The sequence below is a fragment of the Comamonas nitrativorans genome, assembly GCF_042654765.1.
Lineage (GTDB): Bacteria > Pseudomonadota > Gammaproteobacteria > Burkholderiales > Burkholderiaceae_C > Comamonas > Comamonas nitrativorans.
Genome location: NZ_JBHSEW010000012.1, coordinates 31,440 through 54,857 on the forward strand (window position 1 = coordinate 31,440; position 23,418 = coordinate 54,857).

Below are 23,418 nucleotides of genomic sequence, written 5' to 3' on the forward strand. Positions count from 1 at the left end.
GTTCTCACGGCTGCAGCCCCTGGTTACCTTGCCGGGCTGCTATGGTGCAGGAACGTGTTGAACCCCAGGAGATTCCCCCATGCGCCTGCCCCTGACCCTGCTGCTGGCCCTGACCGGCACCCTGACCGCCTGCACGCTGCCGCAGATATCCCGCGAACCCCAGCGCCCGGAACAGCGCTGCAACGCCCAGGCCGCGCAGTGGGCCGTGGGCAAGACCAATACGGAAAACAACGTCGCCCAGGCCCGCGTGCAGGCCGGGGCGTACATGGTGCGGGTGCTGAACGTCGGCGCCCCGGCCACGCGCGAGTTCAATGCCGAGCGGCTGAACCTGGAGGTCGATGCCACCGGGCGCATCGTCAGCGCCACCTGCGGTTGAATATACATAGCTGTTTCCGCTGATAACAAAACGATTTCAAGGTAAATCAATCCTGAAATCTTTATATATCCAGCGCAAAAAGCTACTCTTTTGGTAGAAACAGGGCTTGCAGGTCGCTCAGGAAGTCGAACCCGCGCTCGGTCGGCCGCACCTGGTTGCCGTGGCGCTCCAGCAGTCCCAGGCTTTGCGCCTGCTCCAGCGCCGGGCCGATGCCGTTGATCGACAAGCCGGTGCTGGCCGTGAAGTCCGGCAGGCTGAAACCGCCGCGCAGGCGCAGGGCGTTGAGCATGTATTCGAACGGCAAGTCCTTGCGGCGCACGTCCTCGTCGCTGGCCAGCGGGCGGCCGGCCAGGGCGGCATCCATGTAGCGCTGCGGGTCGCGCAGGCGCACCTGGCGCGTGATGCGCTGGGCAAAGCTGATCTTGCTGTGCGCCCCGGCGCCAATGCCCAGGTAATCGCCAAACTGCCAGTAATTGCTGTTGTGCAGGCACTGGTGGCGCGGGCGGGCGTAAGCGGACACTTCGTAGCGCTCCAGTCCGGCCTGGGCGGTGGCGGCAGTGATGGCGTCCAGCATCTCGTAGGCAGTGTCGTCCTCGGGCAGCTGCCGGGGCGGGTGCTTGGCGAAGTAAGTATTCGGCTCGATGCTCAGGTGGTACACCGACAGGTGCGGCGGCGCAAACGACAGCGCCGTGTCCACATCGCGCTGCAGGTCGGCCAGGGTCTGGCCGGGCAGAGCGTACATCAAATCAAGGTTGAACGTCTCGAACGCCTGCGCCGCCTCGGCCACCGCCGCGCGGGCCTGTGCGGCGCTGTGGACGCGCCCCACCGCCTGCAGAAAGCGGTCGTCGAAGCTTTGCACGCCGATGGACAGGCGCGTCACGCCCGCCCGGGCGAAGGCGGCAAAGCGCTGCGCCTCGAAGGTGCCGGGGTTGGCCTCCAGCGTGATCTCGCAGCCCGCTTCCAGCGGCAGACGCGCCCGCAGGCCGCTGATGAGCCGGGCGATGGCCTCGGGGCTGAACAGGCTGGGCGTGCCGCCGCCGATGAAGATGCTGTAGACCGGGCGGCCCCAGACCATGCCCAGGCTGGCTTCCAGGTCGGCCATGAGGGCGTCGATATAGCGCTGCTCGGGCAGCGTGTGCCCCGCGTCCAGCCCGTGCGAGTTGAAATCGCAGTACGGGCATTTCTTCAGGCACCAGGGCAGGTGGACGTACAGGGTCAGGGGCGGCAGGGCGCTCAGTTGCAGCGTGCCGGCCCGCATGTAGTGCTGGATGTCCCGGGGCGCCTGGCCCAGTGCGGCATGGCTGGCAATCTCTACCGTGCGCGTCATCGGTCGTGCCCCTTACGCCAGCCAGCTGGTGCGCAGCAGTTCCATCATCTGGCGACTGCTGCGGCCCCGGTGGCTGAACCGGTTTTTCTGCTCGGGCGGCATCTGGGCAAAGGTCAGCCCCAGCGCGGGCAAGAGCAGGACGGGGTCGAAGCCGAAGCCGCCGCTGCCCCGGCGCTCGGGGGCGATTTCCACCGCCACGCGGCCCACGGCGATCAGCGGCTCGGGGTCACGCGGATGGCGCACGCCCACCAGGGTGCTGACCATCGCGCCCTTGCGGTTGGCATGGGGGGCCAGTTGCTCCAGCACGGCCTGCACGTTGTTGGCGTCGTTTTTTTCGTAGCCGAACTGGGTGCAGTAATACGCCGTGTCCACCCCCGGCAGGCCGCCAAAGGCGTCCAGGCACAGCCCGGCATCGTCGGCAATGGCGGGCAGGCCGGTTTTTTCGGCGGCAAAGCGGGCCTTGGAAAGGGCGTTTTCCACAAAGGTGCAATGCGGCTCGGGCGCTTCGCCGCTGAACAGGTCGCCCTGGCAAACCAGTTGCACGCCCAGAGGGGCAAACATGGCCTGCAGCTCGTCGAGCTTGCCCCGGTTGTTGGAAGCCAAAACTATTTTCATAAGAAATCGGGCTCTAACGCTTTATGAAAAAGCGCTTCAAGCTATTTATTTTGAGAAGAAACAAGCCTTGAGTGTGCGCCAAAGCGCAAATCCCCAAAGCGTCTGTCTACACTTTTTTATGCCCTGCCGAGCGGCGGATGGCGGCGTTGATTTCCGCAATGCTGCGTTCGATCTCGGCTTCGTCGAGGCTGACGTCGAAGCCCTCCAGGTCTTGCAGCGACTGGATGGTCGAGGCAAAGGCCCCGTCGCTGTCCTGCGTGTCGATGGCCGCCGGTTCGGCCTCGTCCTGCTCCCACTGCACGGCCAGGGCGGTGACGTTGTCGCTCTTGCTGCCCGCCACCTGCAAGGCGGCATCGACCAGCGCGGGCACGGCGTTCTGCACCGGGGAGTTGCTCAGGCGTTGCAGCAGCACATGCTCCTGCAGCACGTCCCACAGGCCATCGGAACACAGCAGCAGCCGGTCGTCCTGCTGCAGGGTATGCGGCCCGGCCAGGTCCACGACCGGCGCCGTCTCGGCCCCCAGGCAGGTGTAAAGCACGTTGCGGTTGAGAATCTTGTGCGCCAGCTTCAAGGCGCCGTTGCGATCCATCTCGGCATACGAATGGTCGCGCGTGCGGGCCTGCAAAACCCCGGAGCGCACCCAGTACAGGCGCGAATCGCCGCAGTGGATCCAGCTGACCTGCCCTTCCTGGATCACCGCCGCCACCAACGTCGTGCGCGGTGCATCGCTCATGCGCTTGTGCCGGCCATAGGCCCGGATGCGCTCGTGCGCCAGCATCAGGCCCTGGCGCAGGAAGCCCGGCACATCGGCCAGCCGGGGCGTGGCCTGGCGCTGGAACTCGGCCGCCATGGCCTGCAAGGCCAGTTGCGCCGCAATCTCGCCTTCGGCATGGCCACCCATGCCATCGGCCAGAACGAACAGCGCCGCCTCGCGGGTATAGCAGTACCCCATGCGGTCTTCATTGGTGGCGCGGCCACCACGGCGGCTGAGTTGGAAAACGGAAAACTTCATGGTGCTTTCGGTGACTGCAGCGCCGATGAATGCAAGGACAGCCCGCCCGGCCCCTGGCCCATCAGCGACCCTAATTGCAGACGCACTCGCTCGGCCATAGTCAACGGGGTATAGCGGCGTTCGGTGTCGTGGGTCAGGGCCTTGTGCAGGGCGAACACGGATTGCGGGCGGCCCAGCGCCTCCAGCTCCATGGCCCACTGCACCAGCTCCAGCAGGTTGTCCGAATAACTACCGCGCAGCCGCGCCAGCACCGTGGGCAGGGAATCCTGCCCCTGGCGCTTGGGCACGTCCGGCGGCGCCTGCCCGGTCATGCACACGTAAATGCACGCGCCGATGGCGTAGATGTCCGTCCACGGCCCCATGGTGCCGCCGCCCTTGCGGTACATCTCGGGGGCGGCAAAGCCGGGGGTATACATGGGGCGCACGAAGTTGCCCTGCTGGTTGAGCACTTCGCGGGCCGCGCCGAAGTCGATCATCACGGCCCGATCATCGTCGGTAATGAAGATGTTCGCCGGCTTGATGTCCAGGTGCAGCATCTTGTGCTGATGCACGATGCGCAGGCCGCGCAGCACTTCGTCGAACAGCGAGCGGATGGTCGATTCGCGCAGCACCTTGGGCTGTTTGCGCCCCCGGGCCAGCAGGACGTACTCCTGCAGGGAAGCACCCTGCAGATAGTTCATGACCATGTAGACCGTCTCGTTCTCGCGGAAGAAATTGAGTACGCTGACCACCGAGGGGTGGGAGATCTGCGTCAGCGCCCGGCCTTCCTCGAAAAAGCTTTTCAGCCCCAGGCGGTACAGGGACAGCTTCTCGGGCGCCACCTGGGGCACCCGCTGCCCGGCGTCGCGCGTGACCAGGGCCGCCGGCAGGTATTCCTTGATCGCCACTTCCTGCCCCTGCCCGTCCCGGGCCTGGTACACCACGCCAAACCCCCCGGCTGCCAGCCGCCGCACGATGCGATAGTCCCCGATCACGGTATCAGGCGGCAGCGCGGCAGGTTTAGGTTTAGTCGTCATTTTTGCGCCGGGACACCCCGCAGGCAGCACAGAAACCGGATAATCCCCGGCATTGCAAGCAACCCGAGACAAAAGGTAATGCCAGTTTACAGCATGACCGGATACGCCAGCGCCCAGCTGGCGCCGGACTCTCCGGATGCACAGCCCGCTGCATCTCCTTTGCGCCTGGGGCTGGAAATCCGCACCGTCAATAGCCGTTTTTTGGATCTGACCTTTCGCCTGCCCGAAGAACTGCGGGCCCAGGAACCCGCCCTGCGCACCCTGCTGACCGCCCACCTCAAGCGTGGCAAGGTCGAAGTGCGGGCCGCCATCGAACAAGATGCCAGCGCCAGCCTGCCCCAGCCCAGTGCCGCGCTGCTGCAGCGCCTGGGCATGGTGCAGGAGCAAGTGCAGGCGTGGCTGCCGGGTGCCAAGGCCCTAACCGTGGCCGACGCCCTGCGCCTGGCCGGCGGCAACACCACCGCGCAGACCGACTGGGCCAGCATCGTGCCGCCGCTGGCCGAAGAAACCATTGCCGCCCTGCTGGACGCCCGCGCCCGCGAGGGCAAGCGCCTGGCACGGATGCTGCTTGACCGCATCGCGCAACTGCGTGACCTGGCCGCCCAGGCCGCACCGCTGGTGCCGCAACTGGTCGAGCAGCAACGCCAGCGCTTTCTGGAGCGTTGGCAGGAAGCCATGGGACTGACCGAAGGACACATTCCGCCCGAAGCGGCACAGGACCGCGCCCTGACCGAAGCCACTGCCTTTGCCATCCGCATCGACGTGGCCGAGGAAATCAACCGCCTGGGCGCCCACCTCGAAGAAATCGAGCGCCTGCTGAAAAAAGGCGGCGAAATCGGCAAGCGCCTGGACTTCCTCATTCAGGAACTGCACCGCGAGGCCAACACGCTGGGCTCCAAGTCCGCCACGCTGGAGCTGACCCGCATCAGCGTGGACATGAAGGTGCTGATCGAGCAGATGCGCGAACAGGTGCAGAACATCGAATAACCCGCGCCCGCACGGCGCAGCAAAACCCTCAGGGCGCCACAGGCGCCCTTTTTCAAAGACAATCGCCGCTTTGCACCTCTTGTGTATGCAACAACTGCCTGGAAACCTGTTTGTCGTTGCCGCCCCGAGCGGGGCCGGCAAATCCAGCCTGGTCAAGGCCCTGCGCTCGTTTGACGCACGGGTCTACCCCTCGGTCTCCCACACCACGCGCTCTCCGCGCGGCCAGGAAAAGCATGGCCGCGAGTATTTCTTCGCCTCCGACGCCGAATTCGACGCCATGGTCGCTGCCGATGCCTTCATCGAATGGGCCAACGTGCACAGCAAACGCTACGGCACCTCGAAAAAAGGCATTCAGGACCGCCTGGCCAACGGCGACGACGTGCTGCTGGAAATCGACTACCAGGGGGCGCTGCAGGTACGCACCGCCTTCCCCCAGGCCGTGCTGATCTTCATCCTGCCGCCCAGTTGGGAAGAGCTGCGCTCGCGCCTGGAAAACCGGGGCGAGGATGCGCCCGAGGTAATCGAACTGCGCCTGAAAAACGCTGCCACCGAAATGGCCCAGGTCAAGGAATTCGACTTCGTTATAATCAACGAGTTATTCGAAACTGCGCTGTTTGATCTGAAAGCCATCATCCACGCCCAGCGTCTGAAGTACGTCAGCCAGCGCCGTTTGCGCCCGGATGTCTTTACTTCGCTGAACCTCACCCTCTAATCCTATTTGCCGGAGTACCCTGCCAATGGCACGCATTACCGTGGAAGACTGCCTGGAGCAGATCCCCAACCGTTTCCAACTCGTCCTGGCCGCCACTTACCGCGCCCGGATGCTCAGCCAGGGCCACACCCCCAAGGTGGAATGCCAGAACAAGCCGGCCGTCACCGCCCTGCGCGAAATTGCCGAGGGCAAGGTGGGCATTGAAATGCTGAAAAAGGTTCCGGGATAGGCCCAAACCTGCGTACCGGCCTCCTGCATTACCGCAGAGAATAAGAGCACCGCACTGCGGTGCTTTTTTTCACCTTTGCGCAGGCTTGTTTTCTCACGCTACATTTGGCCTATGAACGCGGCTGTCACCACATCGTCCTTCCCTTCCATTCCCATCCCCAAGGATCTCCCCGAGCCCGAGCGCCTGCGGGCCGCTGCCGAGGTGTCGGCCCTGCATTTCGAGCACCTGTCGGGCTTTCTCGGCTACCTGGACAGTGCCAGCGTCGGCATGGTGCGCCGCGCCTGGCAGTTTGCCGACAAGGCCCACCGCAACCAGTGGCGCAGCAGCGGCGACCCGTACATCACCCACCCGATTGCCGTGGCCGGCATCTGTGCCAACTGGAAGCTGGACGCCCAGGCGCTGTCTGCCGCCCTGCTGCACGATGCGATGGAGGACTGCGGCATCACCAAGGACGATTTACGCGAGCAGTTCGACGACACGGTGGCCGAGCTGGTCGATGGCCTGACCAAGCTGGACAAGCTGCACTTCAACACCCGCGAGGAAAGCCAGGCCGAGTCCTTTCGCAAGATGCTGCTGGCCATGGCCAAGGACGTGCGCGTCATCCTCATCAAGCTGGCCGACCGCACGCACAACATGCGCACCATGGGCGACATGCCGCGCAGCAAGTGGGGCCGCATTGCGTCGGAGACGCTGGAAATCTTCGCCCCCATCGCCCACCGCCTGGGGCTGAACCAGTCTTACCGCGAGTTGCAGGACCTGTCCTTCCGCCACCTGCACCCCTGGCGCTATGCCACGCTGGAGAAGGCCATCGGCAAATCGCGCTCGCGCCGGCGCGACCTGGTGCAGCGCGTGCACAACGAAGTGCAGGCCATTTTCGAGCGCCTGGGCCTGACGGCCCGCCTGGCCGGGCGCGAGAACACCCTGTTCGCCCTGTACCAGAAGATGCAGCGCCAGCACCAGAGCTTTGCGCAGGTGACGGACATTTACGGCTTTCGCATCATCCTGCCCACGACCACCGACTGCTACACCGCCCTGGGGGTGCTGCACCAGCTCTACAAGCCGGTGCCGGGGCGTTTCAAGGACCACATCGCCATCGCCAAGAGCAACGGCTACCAGTCGCTGCACACCACGCTGGTGGGGCCGTCGGGGGTGAACATCGAGTTCCAGCTGCGCACCGAATCGATGCACATCGTGGCCGAGGCGGGCGTGGCCGCGCACTGGCTTTACAAATCCGAAGGCCAGCAGGAGGCGCTGAACACCAAGTGGCTGCAATCGCTGCTCGACATCCAGAACGAAACGCGCGATGCCAGCGAGTTCTGGGACAACGTGAAGGTCGATCTGTTTCCCGATTCGATCTACGTCTTCACGCCCAAGAGCAAGGTGTTCTCCATGCCGCACGGGGCCACGGCGATCGACTTTGCCTACGCCATCCACAGCAACGTCGGCCACCATGCCACCGGGGCCATCATCAACGGCGAGGCGGCCAGCCTGCGCACGGCGCTGAAAAGCGGCGACGTGGTGGAGATCACCCTCGACGAGAACGCCGAACCCAACCCGATGTGGCTGAACTTTGCCAAGACCGGGCGGGCACGTTCCAAAATCCGCAACCACCTCAAGACCGTGGCGCAGACCGAATCGGCCGCCCTGGGCGAGCAGCTCCTGGCCCAGGCCCTGCGCGAAGAAGGCATTGCCGAGCTGCCCGCCGACGAGGACGCCCTGGAAGCGCTGTGGCAGGCGGTGCTGAAACCCGGCCAGACCCAGACCGAGCTGCTGTCGGACATCGGCCTGGGCCGCCAGGTGGCCACCCTGGTGGCGCAGCAGATCACCTCCTACCTGCTGCACCAGGGCCAGCGCCCCGACGCCCTGCTGCTGACGCAGCAGCGCTTCACGCAGAACACGCGGCCGCACAGCAGCGTCATCCTGGACAACCAGAACCGCGCCGCCACCCATTACGCCCCGTGCTGCACCCCGGTGCCGGGGGATGCCGTCACCGGCTACCTGGGCCACGGCGACGGCCTGCACGTACACCGCAGCGACTGCACCGAAGCGCAGCACCTGCTGGAACGCCAGCCCGAGCGCCAGATTGCCGTGGAATGGGGCGAGGACGCCAACACCGGGCACCTGTACAACGCCAATATCACTCTGACGGTGCAGAACGGCAGGGGCGTGCTGGCCCGCATCACGCAGGTGCTGGCCGATACCGACGTGGATATCCGCCGCGTGGACATCGAGGACGAATCGGCCATGCAGACCACCGTGCTGCGCTTTACCGTTGCGGTGCATGACCAGTTGCAGCTGGAGACGGCGCTGCGGGCGCTGCGCCGCAATACCGTGGTGTTGAGCTGTAGCCGGGTGTTGGCGCCTTGAAGATATAAAAAATAGCTGCTTCCGCTGATAAACAAAGGGATTCAGGTATTTTTCACCTTGAATCCCTTTGTTTATCAGCGGAAGCAGCTCACTTTTTATAGGCCTGCGGGTACTCCACCGCCAGCACTTCCAGCATCCGCACCCCGGCGGGCGTGGGCAGCGGCACTTCGTCGCCCACCCGGGCCTTGAGCAGGGCCCGCGCCACCGGGGCCACCCAGCTGACCTGGCCCTGGCGGGTCTGCGCCTCGTCGATGCCCAGAATGGTGATGGTGCGCTGCACGTCCTCGTCGTCCACATAGGTCACGGTGGCGCCGAAGAACACCTGGTCGCTGCCCGCGTGGACGCTGGGATCGACCACCTCGGCCATTTCCAGGCGCTTGGTCAGAAAGCGGATGCGCCGGTCGATTTCCCGCAGGCGGCGCTTGCCGTACAGGTAGTCGCCGTTTTCCGAACGGTCGCCGTTGCTGGCCGCCCAGTGCACGGTTTCCACCACCTTGGGGCGCTCCTCGTCAATCAGGGCCAGCAGCTCGGCTTTCAGCACGGCGTAGCCCTGCGGGGTGATGTAGTTTTTGCTGCCGGCGGGGATTTTCGGCAGGCTGGGCAGATCGTCATCGTCGCCGTCCAGCTGCCCGTCGGGTTCTTTGGTGAAGGCTTTGCTCATGGCCGCCATCTTCACACAAGAAGCGCCTACCGGGCACCCGTGGGCACCGCCGCTGCCTCAACTTGGTGCATGGCCGCCGGTGGATGCACTGCAATGAATCACCCGGCCAGCACCCGGCTGCACCATCAACTGGCATCGGCAGGCAGGGCGCGTGCCTGCGGCGCGGGCGGAAACAGGCGGGCGCTGGCCGGTTGGCACGCATCCGCACCAATTTTTGCAAACATGGCACGGTTATTGCTTTTTACGGGGCGTCATCCCCTCACCAACGGAAGCACCTCCATGTCACTGAAAACCCACTCCCTCCTCCAAGAACACGATGCCCGCTGGGTCGATCTGCGCTTTACCGACACGCTGGGCAAGGAACACCACGTCACCTTCCCCGCCGAGGCCATGCAGGAAGACGCCTTTGAAGACGGCAAGATGTTCGACGGCTCGTCCATCCACGGCTGGAAGGGCATCGAAGCCTCGGACATGGTGCTGCTGCCCGACGACCAAACCGCCGTGCTCGACCCCTTCGCCGAGGAACCCACCGTCATCGTGCGGGCCGACGTGCTGGAGCCGTCCACCATGCAGGGCTACGCCCGCGACCCGCGCTCCATCGCCCGCCGGGCCGAGCTGTACCTGCGTTCCACCGGCATTGCCGATACCGCCTACTTCGGGCCGGAGCCGGAATTTTTCATCTTCGACTCGGTGCAATGGCAGTCGCAGATGGACAGCGCCAGCTTCAAAATCCACTCTGCCGAAGGCGCCTGGGCGAACAACCAGGACATGGACGGCCACAACCCCGGCCACCGCCCGCGCGTCAAGGGCGGCTACTTCCCGGTGCCGCCGGTCGATTCGCTGCACGGCGTGCGTACCGCCATGTGCCGCGCCATGCAGGCCATGGGCCTGAAGATCGAGGTGCATCACCACGAGGTGGCCAATGCCGGGCAGTGCGAGATCGGCGTGGCCTTCAACACCCTGGTGAGCAAGGCCGACGAGGTGCAGATCCTCAAATACTGCATCCACAACACCGCCCACGCCCACGGCAAGACCGCCACCTTCATGCCCAAGCCGCTGGTCGGCGACAACGGCTCGGGGATGCACGTCCACCAGTCGCTGTTCAAGGACGGCAAGAACCTGTTCTTCGGCGACGGCTACGCCAACCTGTCGGAGCTGGCGCTGTACTACATCGGCGGCATCATCCACCACGCGCACGCCCTGAACGCCATCACCAACCCCGGCACCAACAGCTACAAGCGCCTGGTGCCCGGTTACGAAGCGCCGGTAATGCTGGCGTACTCGGCCAGCAACCGCTCGGCCTCGATCCGCATCCCCTACACCTCCAGCCCCAAGGCGCAGCGCATCGAATGCCGCTTCCCCGACCCGCTGGCCAACCCCTACCTGGCGTTCTCGGCCCTGCTGATGGCCGGGCTGGACGGCATCCGCAACCGCATCCACCCCGGCGATGCGATGAGCAAGAACCTCTACCACCTGCCCCCGGAAGAAGCCGCCAACGTCCCGCGCGTGGCGCACAGCCTGGCGCAGGCGCTGGACGCGCTCAAGGCGGATAATCGCTTTTTGCTGGAAGGCGGTGTCTTCACCGAAGACATGCTCCAGGCATATATCGACTGCAAGATGGACGAGGTCACCCGCCTGCGCCAGGCCGTACACCCGGTCGAGTTCGACCTGTACTACAGCCTGTAACGGCTGACGGCAGCGGCACCCGTCCTTCCCACAAGAACTGACAAGGCGTGAACGACACCGCTGCTGCCCCCCTCACCGCCGCCGGCACTGCACCGGGGCCGGCGCCACTGCTGGAGCATCTGGCCACCGCAGTGCTGCTGCTGGATGCACAATTGCGCATCCAGTACGCCAACCACGCGGCCGAGCAATTGCTGGCCACCGGCCTGCCGCGCCTGCGCCACCAGGCGTTCACCGCCTTTCTGGACGATGCCGACGGCAGCGCCGCCGCCAGCCTGGATCTGGCGCTGCACGCCCAGCAGCCCTACACCCAGCGCGAGGCACGGCTGCTGGGCACCGGCGAAATGCAGCTGGCCGTGGCCGATTACACCGTCACCCCCCTGCCTGCCGCACTGGGCGCGGCCCCCGGCAGCGCAGGCGGCGGACAGCTGCTGGTGGAGTTGCACCCGCTGGATCGGCAAATCCACAGCAACCGCGAAGACAGCCTGTTCACCGCCAACCAGGCCACCCGCGCCCTGGTGCGCGGCATGGCGCACGAAATCAAGAACCCGCTGGGCGGCATCCGTGGTGCGGCGCAACTGCTGGAGCGCCAGCTGGACAGCGCCCCGCTGCGCGAATACACCGAAGTCATCATCCACGAGGCCGACCGCCTGCGTGCCCTGGCCGACCGGATGCTGGATGCCCGCCAGCCCCCCGCCTTTGCGCGGGTGAACATCCACCAGATTCTGGAGCGCGTGCGCCTGATCTTGCAGGCCGAAGCAGGCGACGCCGTACAGATGGTGCGCGACTACGACCCCAGCCTGCCCGAGGTCTGGGCCGATGCCGACCAGCTGATCCAGGTATTCCTCAACATCATGGGCAATGCGGTGCAGTGCCTGATGGAAATGCCGAAAATGCCCCCCGGCCAGCCCGCCGACGGCCCGCCGCCGCGCATCCTCATCCGCTCGCGCGTGCTGCGCCGCTTCACCATCGGCACGCGCTGCCACGCCCTGCTGTGCCAGGTGGAGATCGAGGACAACGGCCCCGGCATCGGTGCCGAGCTGCGCGAGACGGTGTTCTACCCCATGGTCACGGGCCGCTCCCAGGGCACCGGCCTGGGGCTGCCCATCGCCCAGGCCATCATGCAGCAGCATGGCGGCCTGATCGAGTGCGAGAGCCAGCCGGGGCAGACCATCTTCAAGGTGCTGGTGCCCTTCCCTCCCACGAACAATGCCGCTGCGGCAGGAGCCACGCATGTCCGCCCCTCATGAACTGGTCTGGATCATCGACGACGACAAATCCATCCGCTGGGTGCTGGACAAGGCGCTGACCCAGGCGGGCCTGAGTACCTGCCTGTTCGACAGCGCCGAAGCCGTCCAGGGCAAGCTGGCCAAGGCCCCGCCCAGCGTCATCCTGACCGACATCCGCATGCCCGGCATGGACGGCCTGGGCCTGCTGGCCCAGGTGCGCCAGACCTGCCCGCAGGTGCCCGTGATCATCATGACGGCGCATTCCGACCTGGACAGCGCGATCCAGTCCTACCAGGGCGGGGCCTTCGAGTACCTGCCCAAGCCCTTCGACGTGGACGAGGCCGTGGCCCTGGTGCGCCGCGCCCTGATCCACGCCCGCGAGGCCCGCCAGAACCTGCCCGTGCCGGCCATTGCCCAGACCGACGGGCTGATCGGCGAAGCGCCCGCCATGCAGGAGGTGTTCCGCACCATCGGCCGGCTGTCGCAGTCGCACATCACCGTCCTCATCAACGGCGCATCGGGCACCGGCAAGGAGCTGGTTGCCCAGGCGCTGCACCGCCACAGCCCGCGCCGCGCCGCCCCCTTCATTGCATTGAACATGGCGGCCATCCCCCGCGACCTGATCGAGTCCGAGCTGTTCGGCCACGAGCGCGGCGCCTTCACCGGCGCCACCGCCCAGCGCCAGGGGCGCTTCGAGCAGGCTCAGGGCGGCACGCTGTTCCTGGACGAGATCGGCGACATGCCGCTGGAGGCGCAGACGCGCCTGCTGCGCGTGCTGTCCGAGGGCAGCTTTCACCGCGTGGGCGGGCACACCGGCATCCGCGCCGACGTGCGCATCATCGCCGCCACCCACCAGAACCTGGAGGCGCTGGTGCGCCAGGGGCGCTTTCGGGAAGACCTGTTCTACCGCCTGAACGTCATCCGCATCCAGTTGCCCACCCTGAGCGAGCGGCGCGAGGACATCCCCCGCCTGGCCGCCTTCTTCCTGCACCAAAGCGCCCGCGAGCTGGGCATGGCCCCGCGCGTCCTGTCGCCCCAGGCGCAGCAGCACCTGGCGCAATGGGACTGGCCGGGCAATGTGCGCCAGTTGGAGAACGTCTGCCGCTGGATCACCGTCATGGCCGCCAGCCAGGAAGTGCAGATCGGCGACCTGCCCCAGGAAGTGCAGCAGGCCCCAAAGGCCGCAGTCGACGGCGTACCAACGGACGCGACTGCCAGCGCCACGGCCTGGGAGCAGGCCCTGGGCCAGTGGGCCGGCAACGCCCTGCGCCAGGGCCAGGGCGATTTGCTGCAACAGGCGCTGCCCGCCTTCGAGCGCATCATGATCACCACCGCCCTGCGCCATACCGGCGGGGGCCGCCGGGACGCCGCCCAGTTGCTAGGCTGGGGGCGCAACACGCTCACGCGCAAGATCAAGGAGCTGGGCCTGGAAGCCTCTACCGCCAGCGACAACGACGAAGAAGACACATGAGCGTGTTTCTGCAAGACACAGTAAACAGGCATCAAAAGCGGGCACGCCTCCGCGATCACGCACGATAACTGGACGAAGCAGCAGCGCCCCTGCCCTGAAGAAAAATAAAAACAGGAGCTTTTAGCGCTTTCCACATAAGCCTTAGAGACCAAAAATAGCAAAATTTTTTATTTCTGGCATGGCTTGTGCTTGATCCCAGGGTATTCATTCACCCAAGCACAGGAGCGCACCATGCGGATCGTGACCGCCATCATCAAACCCTTCAAGCTCGACGAGGTGCGCCAGGCGCTCTCGGACATGGGTATCCGGGGCATCACCGTCACCGAAGTCAAGGGTTTTGGCCGCCAGAAGGGCCACACCGAGCTGTACCGGGGGGCCGAGTACGTCGTCGATTTTCTGCCCAAGGTCAAGGTCGAGGCCGCCGTCGATGCGACCCAGGTCGAGCATGTCATCGAGGCCATCGAAAACGCCGCCCGCACCGGAAAGATCGGCGACGGCAAGATTTTCGTCACCGTACTGGAGCAGGCCGTGCGCATCCGCACCGGCGAAACCGGCCGCGAAGCCCTCTAGTCCGCGCCGACATTCCGACTGAAAGCACCCCTTAGCCATCCTTTTCTGCAAGAGACTGACATGAAAAAATCACTCCCTGCCATCGCACTGGGCCTGCTGACTGCTGCGACAGGTGCCTTCGCCCAGGAAGCCGCCGCCCCTGCCATGGAGGCCGCTGCCGGCATCAACGCTGGCGATACCGCATGGATGCTGACCTCGACCATGCTGGTGATCCTGATGGTCATCCCCGGCCTGGCGCTGTTCTACGGCGGCCTGGTGCGCGGCAAGAACATGCTGTCCGTGCTGGCGCAGGTGTTCACCATCTTTGCGCTGATCACCGTGCTGTGGGCCATCTACGGCTTTTCGCTGACCTTCGGCGGTGCGGGCCTGTTCTACGGCAACTTCGACAAGCTGTTCCTGGCCGGCATCGGGCCGGACACGCTCTCGGCCACGCTGGACACGATTCCCGAATACGTGTTCGTCGCCTTCCAGTCCACCTTTGCCGCCATCACCGTGGCGCTGATCGTGGGGGCGTTTGCCGAGCGCATGAAGTTCTCCGCCGTGATGATCTTCTCGGTGCTGTGGTTCACCCTGAGCTACATCCCGATGGCGCACATGGTCTGGGGCGGCGGCCTGCTGGCCGAGGACGGGGCGCTGGACTTTGCCGGCGGCACCGTCGTCCACATCAACGCCGCCGTCGCCGGGCTGGTGGGTGCGTACATGGCGGGCAAGCGCATCGGCTTCGGCAAGGAAGCGCTGCCGCCGCACAGCCTGACGCTGACCATGGTGGGCGCGTCGCTCTTGTGGGTGGGCTGGTTCGGCTTCAACGCCGGTTCGGCCGGTGCGGCCAACGGCATTGCGGGGCTGGCCTTCATCAACACCATCCTGGCCACCGGCGCGGCCACCGTGGCCTGGCTGGCGGCGGAAGGGCTGCACAAGGGCAAGGCCTCCATGCTGGGCGCGGCCTCGGGCGCGGTGGCCGGGCTGGTGACGATTACCCCGGCAGCAGGTTTTGTCGGGCCGATGGGCGCCATCGTCATGGGGCTGATCGCCGGGCCGCTGTGCCTGTGGGGCGTCTCGGGCCTGAAGCGCCTGCTGAAAGCGGACGACGTGTGCGACGTTTTCGGCGTGCATGGCGTGGGCGGCATTCTGGGGGCCATCCTGACCGGCGTGTTCTGCGCCGCCAGCCTGGGCGGGGTGGAGCCGGAGGGCTTCAACATGGCCGCGCAGGTGTGGGTGCAGTTCAAGAGCGTGATCGTCACCATCGTCTGGTGCGCGGTGGCCTCCTTCCTGTGCTTCAAGGCAGCGGACCTGCTGGTGGGGCTGCGCGTCTCCGAAGAAGACGAGCGCCGCGGCCTGGACATCACCACGCACGGCGAACGGGCCTATGTTCATTAAGGATGCTCTGAACGCCTGATGAACAGTGCAGTGCAGCGCCCATGCCCGATATCGGGCATGGGCGCTCTTTTTTGGTGCATGGCATGGGGCACGGCGGCACCGCAGCGCACGCCATGCGTGCAGTCACAGGGGGACGTGGCCGATTCTTCAACCTGGCACGGTGTTTGCTAACTACGGGAAGAACCCTTTTCCCTTCGTACCAACAAAGTGGCCCTGCTATGACCGAGACGACCCAGACGGTTTTACCGACCCCCGAAGAAATCCACAGCGCCCACGCCCAGGGCCTGTACGCCAATGCCGAACACGATGCCTGCGGCGTCGGCTTCGTCGCTCATTTGAAGGGCGAGGCCTCGCACGCCATCGTGGCGCAGGGGTTGCAGATTCTGGAAAACCTCGACCACCGGGGCGCCGTCGGCGCCGACCCGCTGATGGGCGACGGCGCGGGTCTGCTGATTCAAATCCCCGACGCCTTCTACCGCGCCGAGATGGCCCGCCAGGGCGTGCAACTGCCGCCGCCCGGCGAATACGGCGTGGGCATGGTGTTTTTGCCCAAGGAAGCGGCCTCGCGCCAGGCCTGCGTGCGCGAGCTGGAACGCGCCATTGCGGCCGAAGGCCAGGTGCTGCTGGGCTGGCGCAACGTGCCGGTGAACACCGACTTGCCCATATCGCCCGCCGTGCGCTCGTGCGAGCCGATCATGCGCCAGGTGTTCATTGGCCGGGGCGGCGACGTGCTGGTGCCCGATGCGCTGGAGCGCAAGCTCTACGTCATCCGCAAGACGGCCTCGGCCCGCATCACCGGCCTGCAACTGACGCACAGCGCGGAATACTACGTGCCCAGCATGTCCTGCCGCACGGTGATCTACAAGGGGCTGCTGCTGGCCGATCAGGTGGGCAAGTACTATCTGGACTTACAGGACGAGCGCGTGGTGTCCGCCCTGGCGCTGGTGCATCAGCGCTTTTCGACCAACACCTTCCCCTCCTGGCCACTGGCCCACCCCTACCGCATGGTGGCGCACAACGGCGAGATCAACACCGTCAAGGGCAACTTCAACTGGATGCGGGCGCGTGAAGGCGTGATGCGCTCGCCCGTGCTGGGCGCCGATCTGGCCAAGCTCTACCCCATCACCATGGAAGGGCAGTCCGACACCGCCACCTTCGACAACACGCTGGAGCTGCTGGTCATGGCCGGCTACCCGCTGGCCCAGGCCATCATGATGATGATTCCCGAAGCCTGGGAGCAGCACACGCTGATGGACGCGCAGCAACGCGCCTTCTACGAGTACCACGCCGCCATGCTCGAACCCTGGGACGGCCCGGCCGCCATGGTCTTTACCGATGGCCGCCAGATCGGCGCGACACTGGACCGCAACGGCCTGCGCCCGGCCCGCTTCATCGTCACCGACGACGATCTGGTGGTGCTGGCCTCCGAAGCGGGCGTGCTGCCGATTGCCGAAGAGCGCATCGTGCGCAAATGGCGCCTGCAACCGGGACGCATGTTCCTGATCGACCTGGAGCAGGGCCGCATCATCGAAGACGGCGAACTCAAGCGCCAGTACGCCCACGCCCGCCCCTACCGGCAGTGGATCGACAACGTGCGCGTGCGCCTGGACGGCATCCCCACCCAGGGCGGCGCCCCGAGCCTGCAAGCCGATGCGCTGAACACGCTGCAACAGGCGTTCGGCTACAGCCAGGAAGATCTGCACCTGCTGCTCGCGCCCATGGCGCTCAATGGCGAGGAAGGCATCGGCTCCATGGGCAACGACGCGCCGCTGGCCGTGCTGTCGCAGCGCAGCAAGCCGCTGACCCATTACTTCCGCCAGTTGTTCGCGCAAGTGACCAACCCGCCCATCGACCCCATCCGCGAGGCGGTGGTGATGTCGCTGGTGTCCTTCATCGGCCCGCGCCCGAACCTGCTGGACATCAACGCCGTAAACCCGCCGCTGCGCCTGGAAGTGGGCCAGCCGGTGCTGGATTTCGACGCCATGGCGCGGCTGCGCCAGATCGAGCTGCACACCGGCGGCAAGCTGCGCAGCTGCGAGATCGACATCACCTACCCCGCGCAATGGGGCGCCGACGGCATCGAGGCACGGCTGGCCTCGCTATGCTCCATGGCGGTGCAGACCATCCAGACGGGCAGCAACATCCTCATCCTGACCGACCGGGGGATGCGCGACGACCGCGTGGCCATTCCGGCACTGCTGGCGCTGTCCGCCATCCACCACCATCTGGTGCGCGAAGGGCTGCGCACCTCTGCCGGGCTGGTGGTGGAAACCGGCAGCGCCCGCGAGGTACACCACTTCGCCGTGCTGGCCGGTTACGGCGCCGAAGCCGTCCACCCCTGGCTGGCGCTGGAAAGCCTGGCGCAGATGGCCCCCGGCCTGGGCACCACGCCGGAAAAGGCACAGGCGCACTTCATCAAGGCCGTGGGCAAGGGGCTGTCCAAGATCATGTCCAAGATGGGCATCAGCACCTACATGTCGTACTGCGGGGCGCAAATCTTCGAGGCCGTGGGCCTGAGCGCGGCGCTGGTGGACAAATACTTCCACGGCACGGCCAGCCAGATCGGCGGCATCGGCATCTTCGACGTGGCCGAAGAGGCCCTGCGCCACCACCGTGCCGCCTATGCCCGCAACCCGGCATTGCAGCCGCTGATGGACGCGGGCGGCGAATACGCCTGGCGGGCCAACGGCGAGGAACACATGTGGACGCCCGACGCCATCGCCAAGCTGCAACACAGCACCCGCGCGGGCCGCTACGAAAGCTTCGAGGAATACGCCCGCATCATCAACGACCAGAGCGAGCGCCAGATGACGCTGCGCGGCCTGTTCGCGCTGAAGATCGACCCGGCCCGGGCCGTGCCGCTGGACGAAGTGGAGCCTGCGGCGGACATCGTCAAGCGCTTTGCCACCGGGGCCATGAGCCTGGGTTCCATCTCCACCGAGGCGCACGTCAATCTGGCCATTGCCATGAACCGCATCGGCGGCAAGAGCAACACCGGCGAGGGCGGCGAAGACCCGGCCCGCTACCGCCAGGAGCTGCGCGGCATCTCCATCACCAAGGGCACGCGCCTGTCGCAGGTGCTGGGCGGCGACGTGGTCGAGGCCGACTACGACTTGCAGGCGGGCGACAGCCTGCGCTCCAAGATCAAGCAGGTGGCGTCCGGGCGCTTTGGCGTGACCACGGGCTACCTGGTATCGGCCGACCAGATTCAGATCAAGATGGCGCAGGGGGCCAAGCCCGGCGAGGGCGGGCAGTTGCCCGGCGGCAAGGTGTCCGACTACATCGGGCGGCTGCGCCACTCGGTGCCGGGCGTGGGGCTGATCTCGCCACCGCCGCACCACGACATTTATTCCATCGAGGACCTGGCCCAGCTCATCCATGACCTGAAGAACGTCAACCCGCAAGCCGACGTGTCGGTCAAGCTGGTGTCCGAAGTCGGCGTGGGCACGATTGCCGCCGGTGTCGCCAAGGCCAAGGCCGACCACATCGTGATCGCCGGGCATGACGGCGGCACGGGCGCATCGCCCTGGTCGTCCATCAAGCACGCCGGCACGCCGTGGGAGCTGGGGCTGGCCGAAACCCAGCAGACCCTGGTGCTGAACCGCCTGCGCGGCCGCGTGCGCGTGCAGGCCGACGGCCAGCTCAAAACCGGGCGCGACGTGGTGATTGCCGCCCTGCTGGGCGCGGACGAGTTCGGCTTTGCCACCGCGCCGCTGGTGGTGTCGGGCTGCATCATGATGCGCAAGTGCCACCTGAACACCTGCCCTGTGGGCGTGGCCACGCAAGACCCGGTGCTGCGCCAGCGCTTCTCCGGCAAGCCCGAGGACGTGGTGAACTTCTTCTTCTTCATCGCCGAGGAAGCCCGCCGCCTGATGGCGCAACTGGGCGTGCGCCGCTTCGACGACCTGATCGGCCGCGCCGACCTGCTCGACACCCGCAAGGGCATTGCGCACTGGAAAAGCCGGGGCCTGGACTTCAGCCGCGTGCTGGCCCTGGCCCCCGCTCCCGCCGAAGTGCCGCGCAAGCATGTGGACGTGCAGGCGCACGGGCTGGAAAACGCCCTCGACCAGCAGCTCATCGCCCAGGCGCAGGCAACGCTGCTGCACGGCCAGCCGCAGCACATCAGCGTGCAGGCCCGCAACGTAAACCGCTCGGTGGGCGCGATGCTGTCCGGCGAACTCATCCGCCGCCACCCGGACGGCCTGCCCGACGGCAGCCTGCAGGTGCGGTTCGAGGGCACGGGCGGGCAGAGCTTCGGCGCCTTCCTGGCCCGGGGCATCGCCTTCGACCTGACGGGGCAGGCCAACGACTACACCGGCAAGGGCCTGTCCGGCGGGCAACTGGTGGTGCGCCCGCACGCCGACTTCCGGGGCGATGCAGCACAGAACATCATCGTCGGCAACACCGTGCTGTACGGCGCCACCTCCGGCCAGGCCTTCTTTGCCGGGGTGGCGGGCGAGCGCTTTGCCGTGCGCCTGTCCGGCGCCAGCGCGGTGGTGGAAGGCACGGGCGACCACGGCTGCGAATACATGACCGGCGGCACCGTGCTGGTGCTGGGCGCCACGGGGCGCAACTTTGCCGCCGGCATGTCCGGCGGCGTGGCCTACGTGTACGACGCGGACGGCAGCTTTGCCGGGCGCTGCAACCAGGCCCAGGTGGCGCTGGATGCCGTGCTGCCCGCTGCCGAACAGACCGCCGCAGGCATTCCCCTGCACCAGGGCCAGACAGATGAAGCCCTGCTGCTGGGCCTGCTGGAACAGCACCAGACGCTCACCGGCTCGGCCCAGGCCGCTGCCCTCCTGGCCCAATGGCCTGCCGTGCGCGGGCGCTTCGTGAAAGTGTTCCCGCACGAATACCGCCGCGCCCTGGCTGCGCAGCAAGCGCCCACCACCGAGGCTGCCGAAGCTGCCGCCCTGGCCTGAACCGAACAAGGAACACCATCATGGGAAAAATCACAGGATTCTTGGAATTTGCCCGCATCGAGGAAAGCAGCGAGCGCGTGGAACTGCGCCTGCGCCACCACCGCGAGTTCGTGCAGCACCTCAGCCCCGAACAGGCCCGCCAGCAAGGTGCCCGCTGCATGGACTGCGGCACGCCCTTCTGCCACAACGGCTGCCCGGTGAACAACGTGATTCCGGACTTCAACGATCTGGTCTACCGCGATGACTGGCAACGCGCCAGCACCGTGCTGCACGCCACCAACAACTTCCCCGAGTTCACGGGCCGCATCTGCCCCGCGCCGTGCGAAGCGGCCTGCACGCTGAACATCAACACCCTGCCGGTGGGCATCAAGTCCATCGAACACGCCATCATCGACCGCGCGTGGGACGAAGGTTGGGTGCTGCCGCAACCGGCGGCGCAGGCCAGCGGCAAGCGCGTGGCCGTCATCGGCTCGGGCCCGGCCGGGCTGGCGGCGGCGCAGCAACTGGCCCGCGCCGGTCACGCGGTGACGGTGTTCGAGAAAAACGAGCGCCCCGGCGGCCTGCTGCGCTTCGGCATCCCCGACTTCAAACTGGAAAAAACGCACATCGACCGGCGCATCACCCAGCTGGCCGCCGAAGGCGTGGTGTTCCGCACCAGCACCCTGGTCGGTGCGCCGCAGGAGGCCCCGGAAGGCGTCACCGTGGTCACGCCCGAGGAGCTGCACGGCGCATTCGACGCCCTGCTGCTGGCCGGCGGTGCCGAAGCCTCGCGCGACCTGCCCGTGCCGGGGCGCGATCTGGCCGGCGTGCATTTCGCCATGGAGTACCTGCCGCAGCAAAACCGCGCCAATGCGGGCACGCCGCCGCCTGCGCAGATCGACGCCGGGGGCAAGCACGTCATCGTCATCGGCGGCGGCGATACGGGGTCGGATTGCGTCGGCACCGCCAACCGCCAGGGCGCGGCCAGCGTGGTGCAGTTCGAGCTGCTGCCCATGCCGCCAGAGCAGGAAAACAAGGCGCTGACGTGGCCCTATTGGCCGATCAAGCTGCGCACCTCGTCCAGCCACCAGGAGGGTTGCGAGCGCGAATTTGCCATTGCCACCAAGGCGTTTGTGGGCGAAGCCGGGCGCGTCACGGGCCTGACCACCGTGCGCGTGCAGATGCAGGACGGGCGGCTGACCGAGGTGGCCGGCACCGAGCAGCATTGGCCTGCCGACCTGGTGCTGCTGGCCATGGGCTTTACCGGCCCCCGGCCCGAGCTGCTGGCGCAGTTGGGCGTGGCCACCGACGCACGCGGCAACGCCCAGGCGGGCACCGGTGTGGTGGGCGGCTACGCCACCAGCGTGCCCCGCGTGTTTGCGGCGGGCGACATGCGCCGGGGCCAGTCGCTCATCGTCTGGGCCATCCGCGAAGGGCGGCAGGCCGCCCGTGCCGTGGATGATTTTCTGATAGGCAGCAGCCAGCTGCCCCGGTAATGGCCCGGTGATGGCGCAAACTATCAAATTCAGTAGCTTCTTCCGATTTCAATCATTGGATTTCAGCATCATTCATATCTGAAAACTAATCATTTCAAGCGGTAAAAGCTACTGTTTTATCCCAACAAGAACGGAACCACCCCATGATTCGCATCAACCCCCACTACCAGAAGCTGCAAGCCAACTACCTGTTTGCCGACATCGCCAAGCGCGTCGGCACCTTCCAGCAGCAGCACCCGGACAAGCACCTGATCCGCCTGGGCATTGGCGACGTGACCCAGCCGCTGCCTGCGGCCTGCATCGCCGCCCTGCACCACGCCACCGACGAGATGGCGAATGCCGCCAGCTTTCGCGGCTACGGGCCGGAGCAGGGTTACGACTTTCTGCGCAAGGTGATTGCCGCCCACGATTTCCGCGCCCGCGGGGCCGAGGTGGATGCGGACGAGGTCTTCGTCAGCGACGGGGCCAAGTCCGACACCGGCAACATCCAGGAGATTTTTGCCGCCGACGTGCGCGTGGCCATCCCCGACCCGGTGTACCCGGTGTACGTGGACACCAACGTCATGGCCGGGCGCACGGCAGCGGCGGCGGACGGGCGCTACCCCGGCTTCGTCTACCTGGACAGCACCGCCGCCAACGGCTACGTGCCCGCCCTGCCCAGCGAACCGGTCGACCTGATCTACCTGTGCTTCCCCAACAACCCCACCGGCGCCACCGCCACGCGCGAACAACTGGCCGCCTGGGTGGATTACGCCCGCCAGAACCGGGCGCTGATTTTGTTCGATGCGGCGTACGAGGCCTTCATCCGCGACCCCGATCTGCCGCACTCCATCTACGAAATCCCCGGCGCCCGCGAGGTGGCGATCGAGTTCCGCAGCTTTTCCAAAACGGCGGGCTTCACCGGCCTGCGCTGCGCCTACACCGTCGTGCCCAAGGAGTGCATGGCCTGGGATGCCGACGGCCAGCGCGTGCCCCTGCACCCGCTGTGGATGCGGCGGCACACGACCAAGTTCAACGGCGTCTCCTACCCCGTGCAACGCGCTGCCGAAGCGGTCTACAGCACCGAGGGGCAGCAGCAGGTGCGGGCACTGATCGACGATTACCTGGCCAACGCCCGCACCATCCGCAGCGCCTTTGAAAGCATGGGCTTTGCCTGCACCGGGGGCGAGAACGCGCCCTACGTCTGGATCGACACCGGGCGCGACGCCTGGGAGTTCTTCGACCTGCTGCTGAACCGCGCCGGCGTGGTCTGCACGCCCGGCGTGGGCTTTGGCCGCTGCGGCCAGCAGCATGTGCGCATCAGTGCCTTCAACAGCGCCGAAAACGTCGCCAACGCCTTGCAGCGCATCCGCACGGCGCTTCAATAAAGAAAGCAGAAAGACAATCCAC

18 protein-coding genes are annotated in these 23,418 nt (G+C 66.3%); 13 read left to right on the forward strand and 5 right to left on the reverse strand.

Annotated elements, in window-relative coordinates:
- Positions 1-79 precede the first annotated feature (79 nt).
- Entirely contained in the window at positions 80-376 is a 297-nt protein-coding gene (locus ACFO3A_RS13195; RefSeq protein WP_377727176.1) for an I78 family peptidase inhibitor, read from the forward strand.
- 82 nt (positions 377-458) lie between these two features.
- Here the strand turns inward: ACFO3A_RS13195 and hemW are convergent, their stop codons facing one another.
- The 4 genes from hemW to ACFO3A_RS13215 all read right to left on the reverse strand — a co-directional run bounded on the left by hemW (position 459) and on the right by ACFO3A_RS13215 (position 4,346).
- Entirely contained in the window at positions 459-1,703 is a 1,245-nt protein-coding gene (hemW, locus tag ACFO3A_RS13200) for a radical SAM family heme chaperone HemW (protein WP_377727178.1), read from the reverse strand.
- Positions 1,704-1,715: 12 nt separating this feature from the next.
- Entirely contained in the window at positions 1,716-2,318 is a 603-nt protein-coding gene (locus ACFO3A_RS13205) for a non-canonical purine NTP pyrophosphatase (RefSeq protein WP_377727180.1), read from the reverse strand.
- 106 nt (positions 2,319-2,424) lie between these two features.
- Positions 2,425-3,330, reverse strand: a complete 906-nt coding sequence (locus ACFO3A_RS13210) for a PP2C family protein-serine/threonine phosphatase (RefSeq protein WP_377727183.1) — start codon at positions 3,328-3,330, stop codon at positions 2,425-2,427.
- Positions 3,327-4,346, reverse strand: a complete 1,020-nt coding sequence (locus ACFO3A_RS13215) for a serine/threonine protein kinase (protein WP_377727185.1) — start codon at positions 4,344-4,346, stop codon at positions 3,327-3,329. Before ACFO3A_RS13215 ends, ACFO3A_RS13210 begins: the two co-directional genes overlap by 4 nt.
- 93 nt (positions 4,347-4,439) lie before the next feature.
- Between ACFO3A_RS13215 and ACFO3A_RS13220 the strand changes: the two genes are divergently transcribed.
- From ACFO3A_RS13220 to ACFO3A_RS13235, 4 genes are all read left to right on the forward strand, one after another.
- Entirely contained in the window at positions 4,440-5,333 is an 894-nt protein-coding gene (locus ACFO3A_RS13220; RefSeq protein WP_377727188.1) for a YicC/YloC family endoribonuclease, read from the forward strand.
- An 85-nt stretch (positions 5,334-5,418) separates the two neighbouring features.
- Positions 5,419-6,045, forward strand: a complete 627-nt coding sequence (gene gmk, locus ACFO3A_RS13225) for a guanylate kinase (protein WP_377727190.1) — start codon at positions 5,419-5,421, stop codon at positions 6,043-6,045.
- A 25-nt stretch (positions 6,046-6,070) separates the two neighbouring features.
- Complete coding sequence (gene rpoZ, locus ACFO3A_RS13230) at positions 6,071-6,274, forward strand: DNA-directed RNA polymerase subunit omega (protein ID WP_377727193.1); 204 nt, start codon at positions 6,071-6,073, stop codon at positions 6,272-6,274.
- 111 nt (positions 6,275-6,385) lie between these two features.
- Positions 6,386-8,641: a RelA/SpoT family protein gene (locus ACFO3A_RS13235; RefSeq protein ID WP_377727197.1), complete on the forward strand. Its 2,256-nt coding sequence runs from the start codon at positions 6,386-6,388 to the stop codon at positions 8,639-8,641.
- An 88-nt stretch (positions 8,642-8,729) separates the two neighbouring features.
- Here the strand turns inward: ACFO3A_RS13235 and greB are convergent, their stop codons facing one another.
- On the reverse strand, positions 8,730-9,302 hold the full coding sequence (gene greB, locus ACFO3A_RS13240; protein ID WP_377727200.1) for a transcription elongation factor GreB: 573 nt from the start codon (positions 9,300-9,302) through the stop codon (positions 8,730-8,732).
- Positions 9,303-9,581: 279 nt separating this feature from the next.
- Between greB and glnA the strand changes: the two genes are divergently transcribed.
- From glnA to ACFO3A_RS13280, 8 genes are all read left to right on the forward strand, one after another.
- Positions 9,582-10,988 (forward strand): type I glutamate--ammonia ligase, encoded by a 1,407-nt coding sequence (gene glnA / locus ACFO3A_RS13245; RefSeq protein WP_377727204.1) that lies wholly within the window; start codon positions 9,582-9,584, stop codon positions 10,986-10,988.
- 47 nt (positions 10,989-11,035) lie between these two features.
- Positions 11,036-12,235, forward strand: coding sequence for a nitrogen regulation protein NR(II) (glnL, locus tag ACFO3A_RS13250; protein ID WP_377727207.1), 1,200 nt, complete (start codon positions 11,036-11,038; stop codon positions 12,233-12,235).
- Complete coding sequence (gene ntrC / locus ACFO3A_RS13255) at positions 12,219-13,685, forward strand: nitrogen regulation protein NR(I) (protein WP_377727209.1); 1,467 nt, start codon at positions 12,219-12,221, stop codon at positions 13,683-13,685. Before glnL ends, ntrC begins: the two co-directional genes overlap by 17 nt.
- Positions 13,686-13,916: 231 nt before the next feature.
- Entirely contained in the window at positions 13,917-14,255 is a 339-nt protein-coding gene (locus tag ACFO3A_RS13260; RefSeq protein WP_377727212.1) for a P-II family nitrogen regulator, read from the forward strand.
- Positions 14,256-14,315: 60 nt separating this feature from the next.
- Entirely contained in the window at positions 14,316-15,632 is a 1,317-nt protein-coding gene (locus ACFO3A_RS13265) for an ammonium transporter (RefSeq protein ID WP_377727215.1), read from the forward strand.
- A gap of 218 nt (positions 15,633-15,850) precedes the next feature.
- Positions 15,851-20,554, forward strand: a complete 4,704-nt coding sequence (locus ACFO3A_RS13270) for a glutamate synthase-related protein (RefSeq protein ID WP_377727218.1) — start codon at positions 15,851-15,853, stop codon at positions 20,552-20,554.
- 20 nt (positions 20,555-20,574) lie between these two features.
- The gene (locus ACFO3A_RS13275; RefSeq protein ID WP_377727221.1) at positions 20,575-22,029 is read left to right on the forward strand and encodes a glutamate synthase subunit beta; all 1,455 of its coding nucleotides are present in this window, start codon (positions 20,575-20,577) and stop codon (positions 22,027-22,029) included.
- A 143-nt stretch (positions 22,030-22,172) separates the two neighbouring features.
- Positions 22,173-23,396: an LL-diaminopimelate aminotransferase gene (locus ACFO3A_RS13280; protein WP_377727223.1), complete on the forward strand. Its 1,224-nt coding sequence runs from the start codon at positions 22,173-22,175 to the stop codon at positions 23,394-23,396.
- Positions 23,397-23,418: the final 22 nt, after the last annotated feature.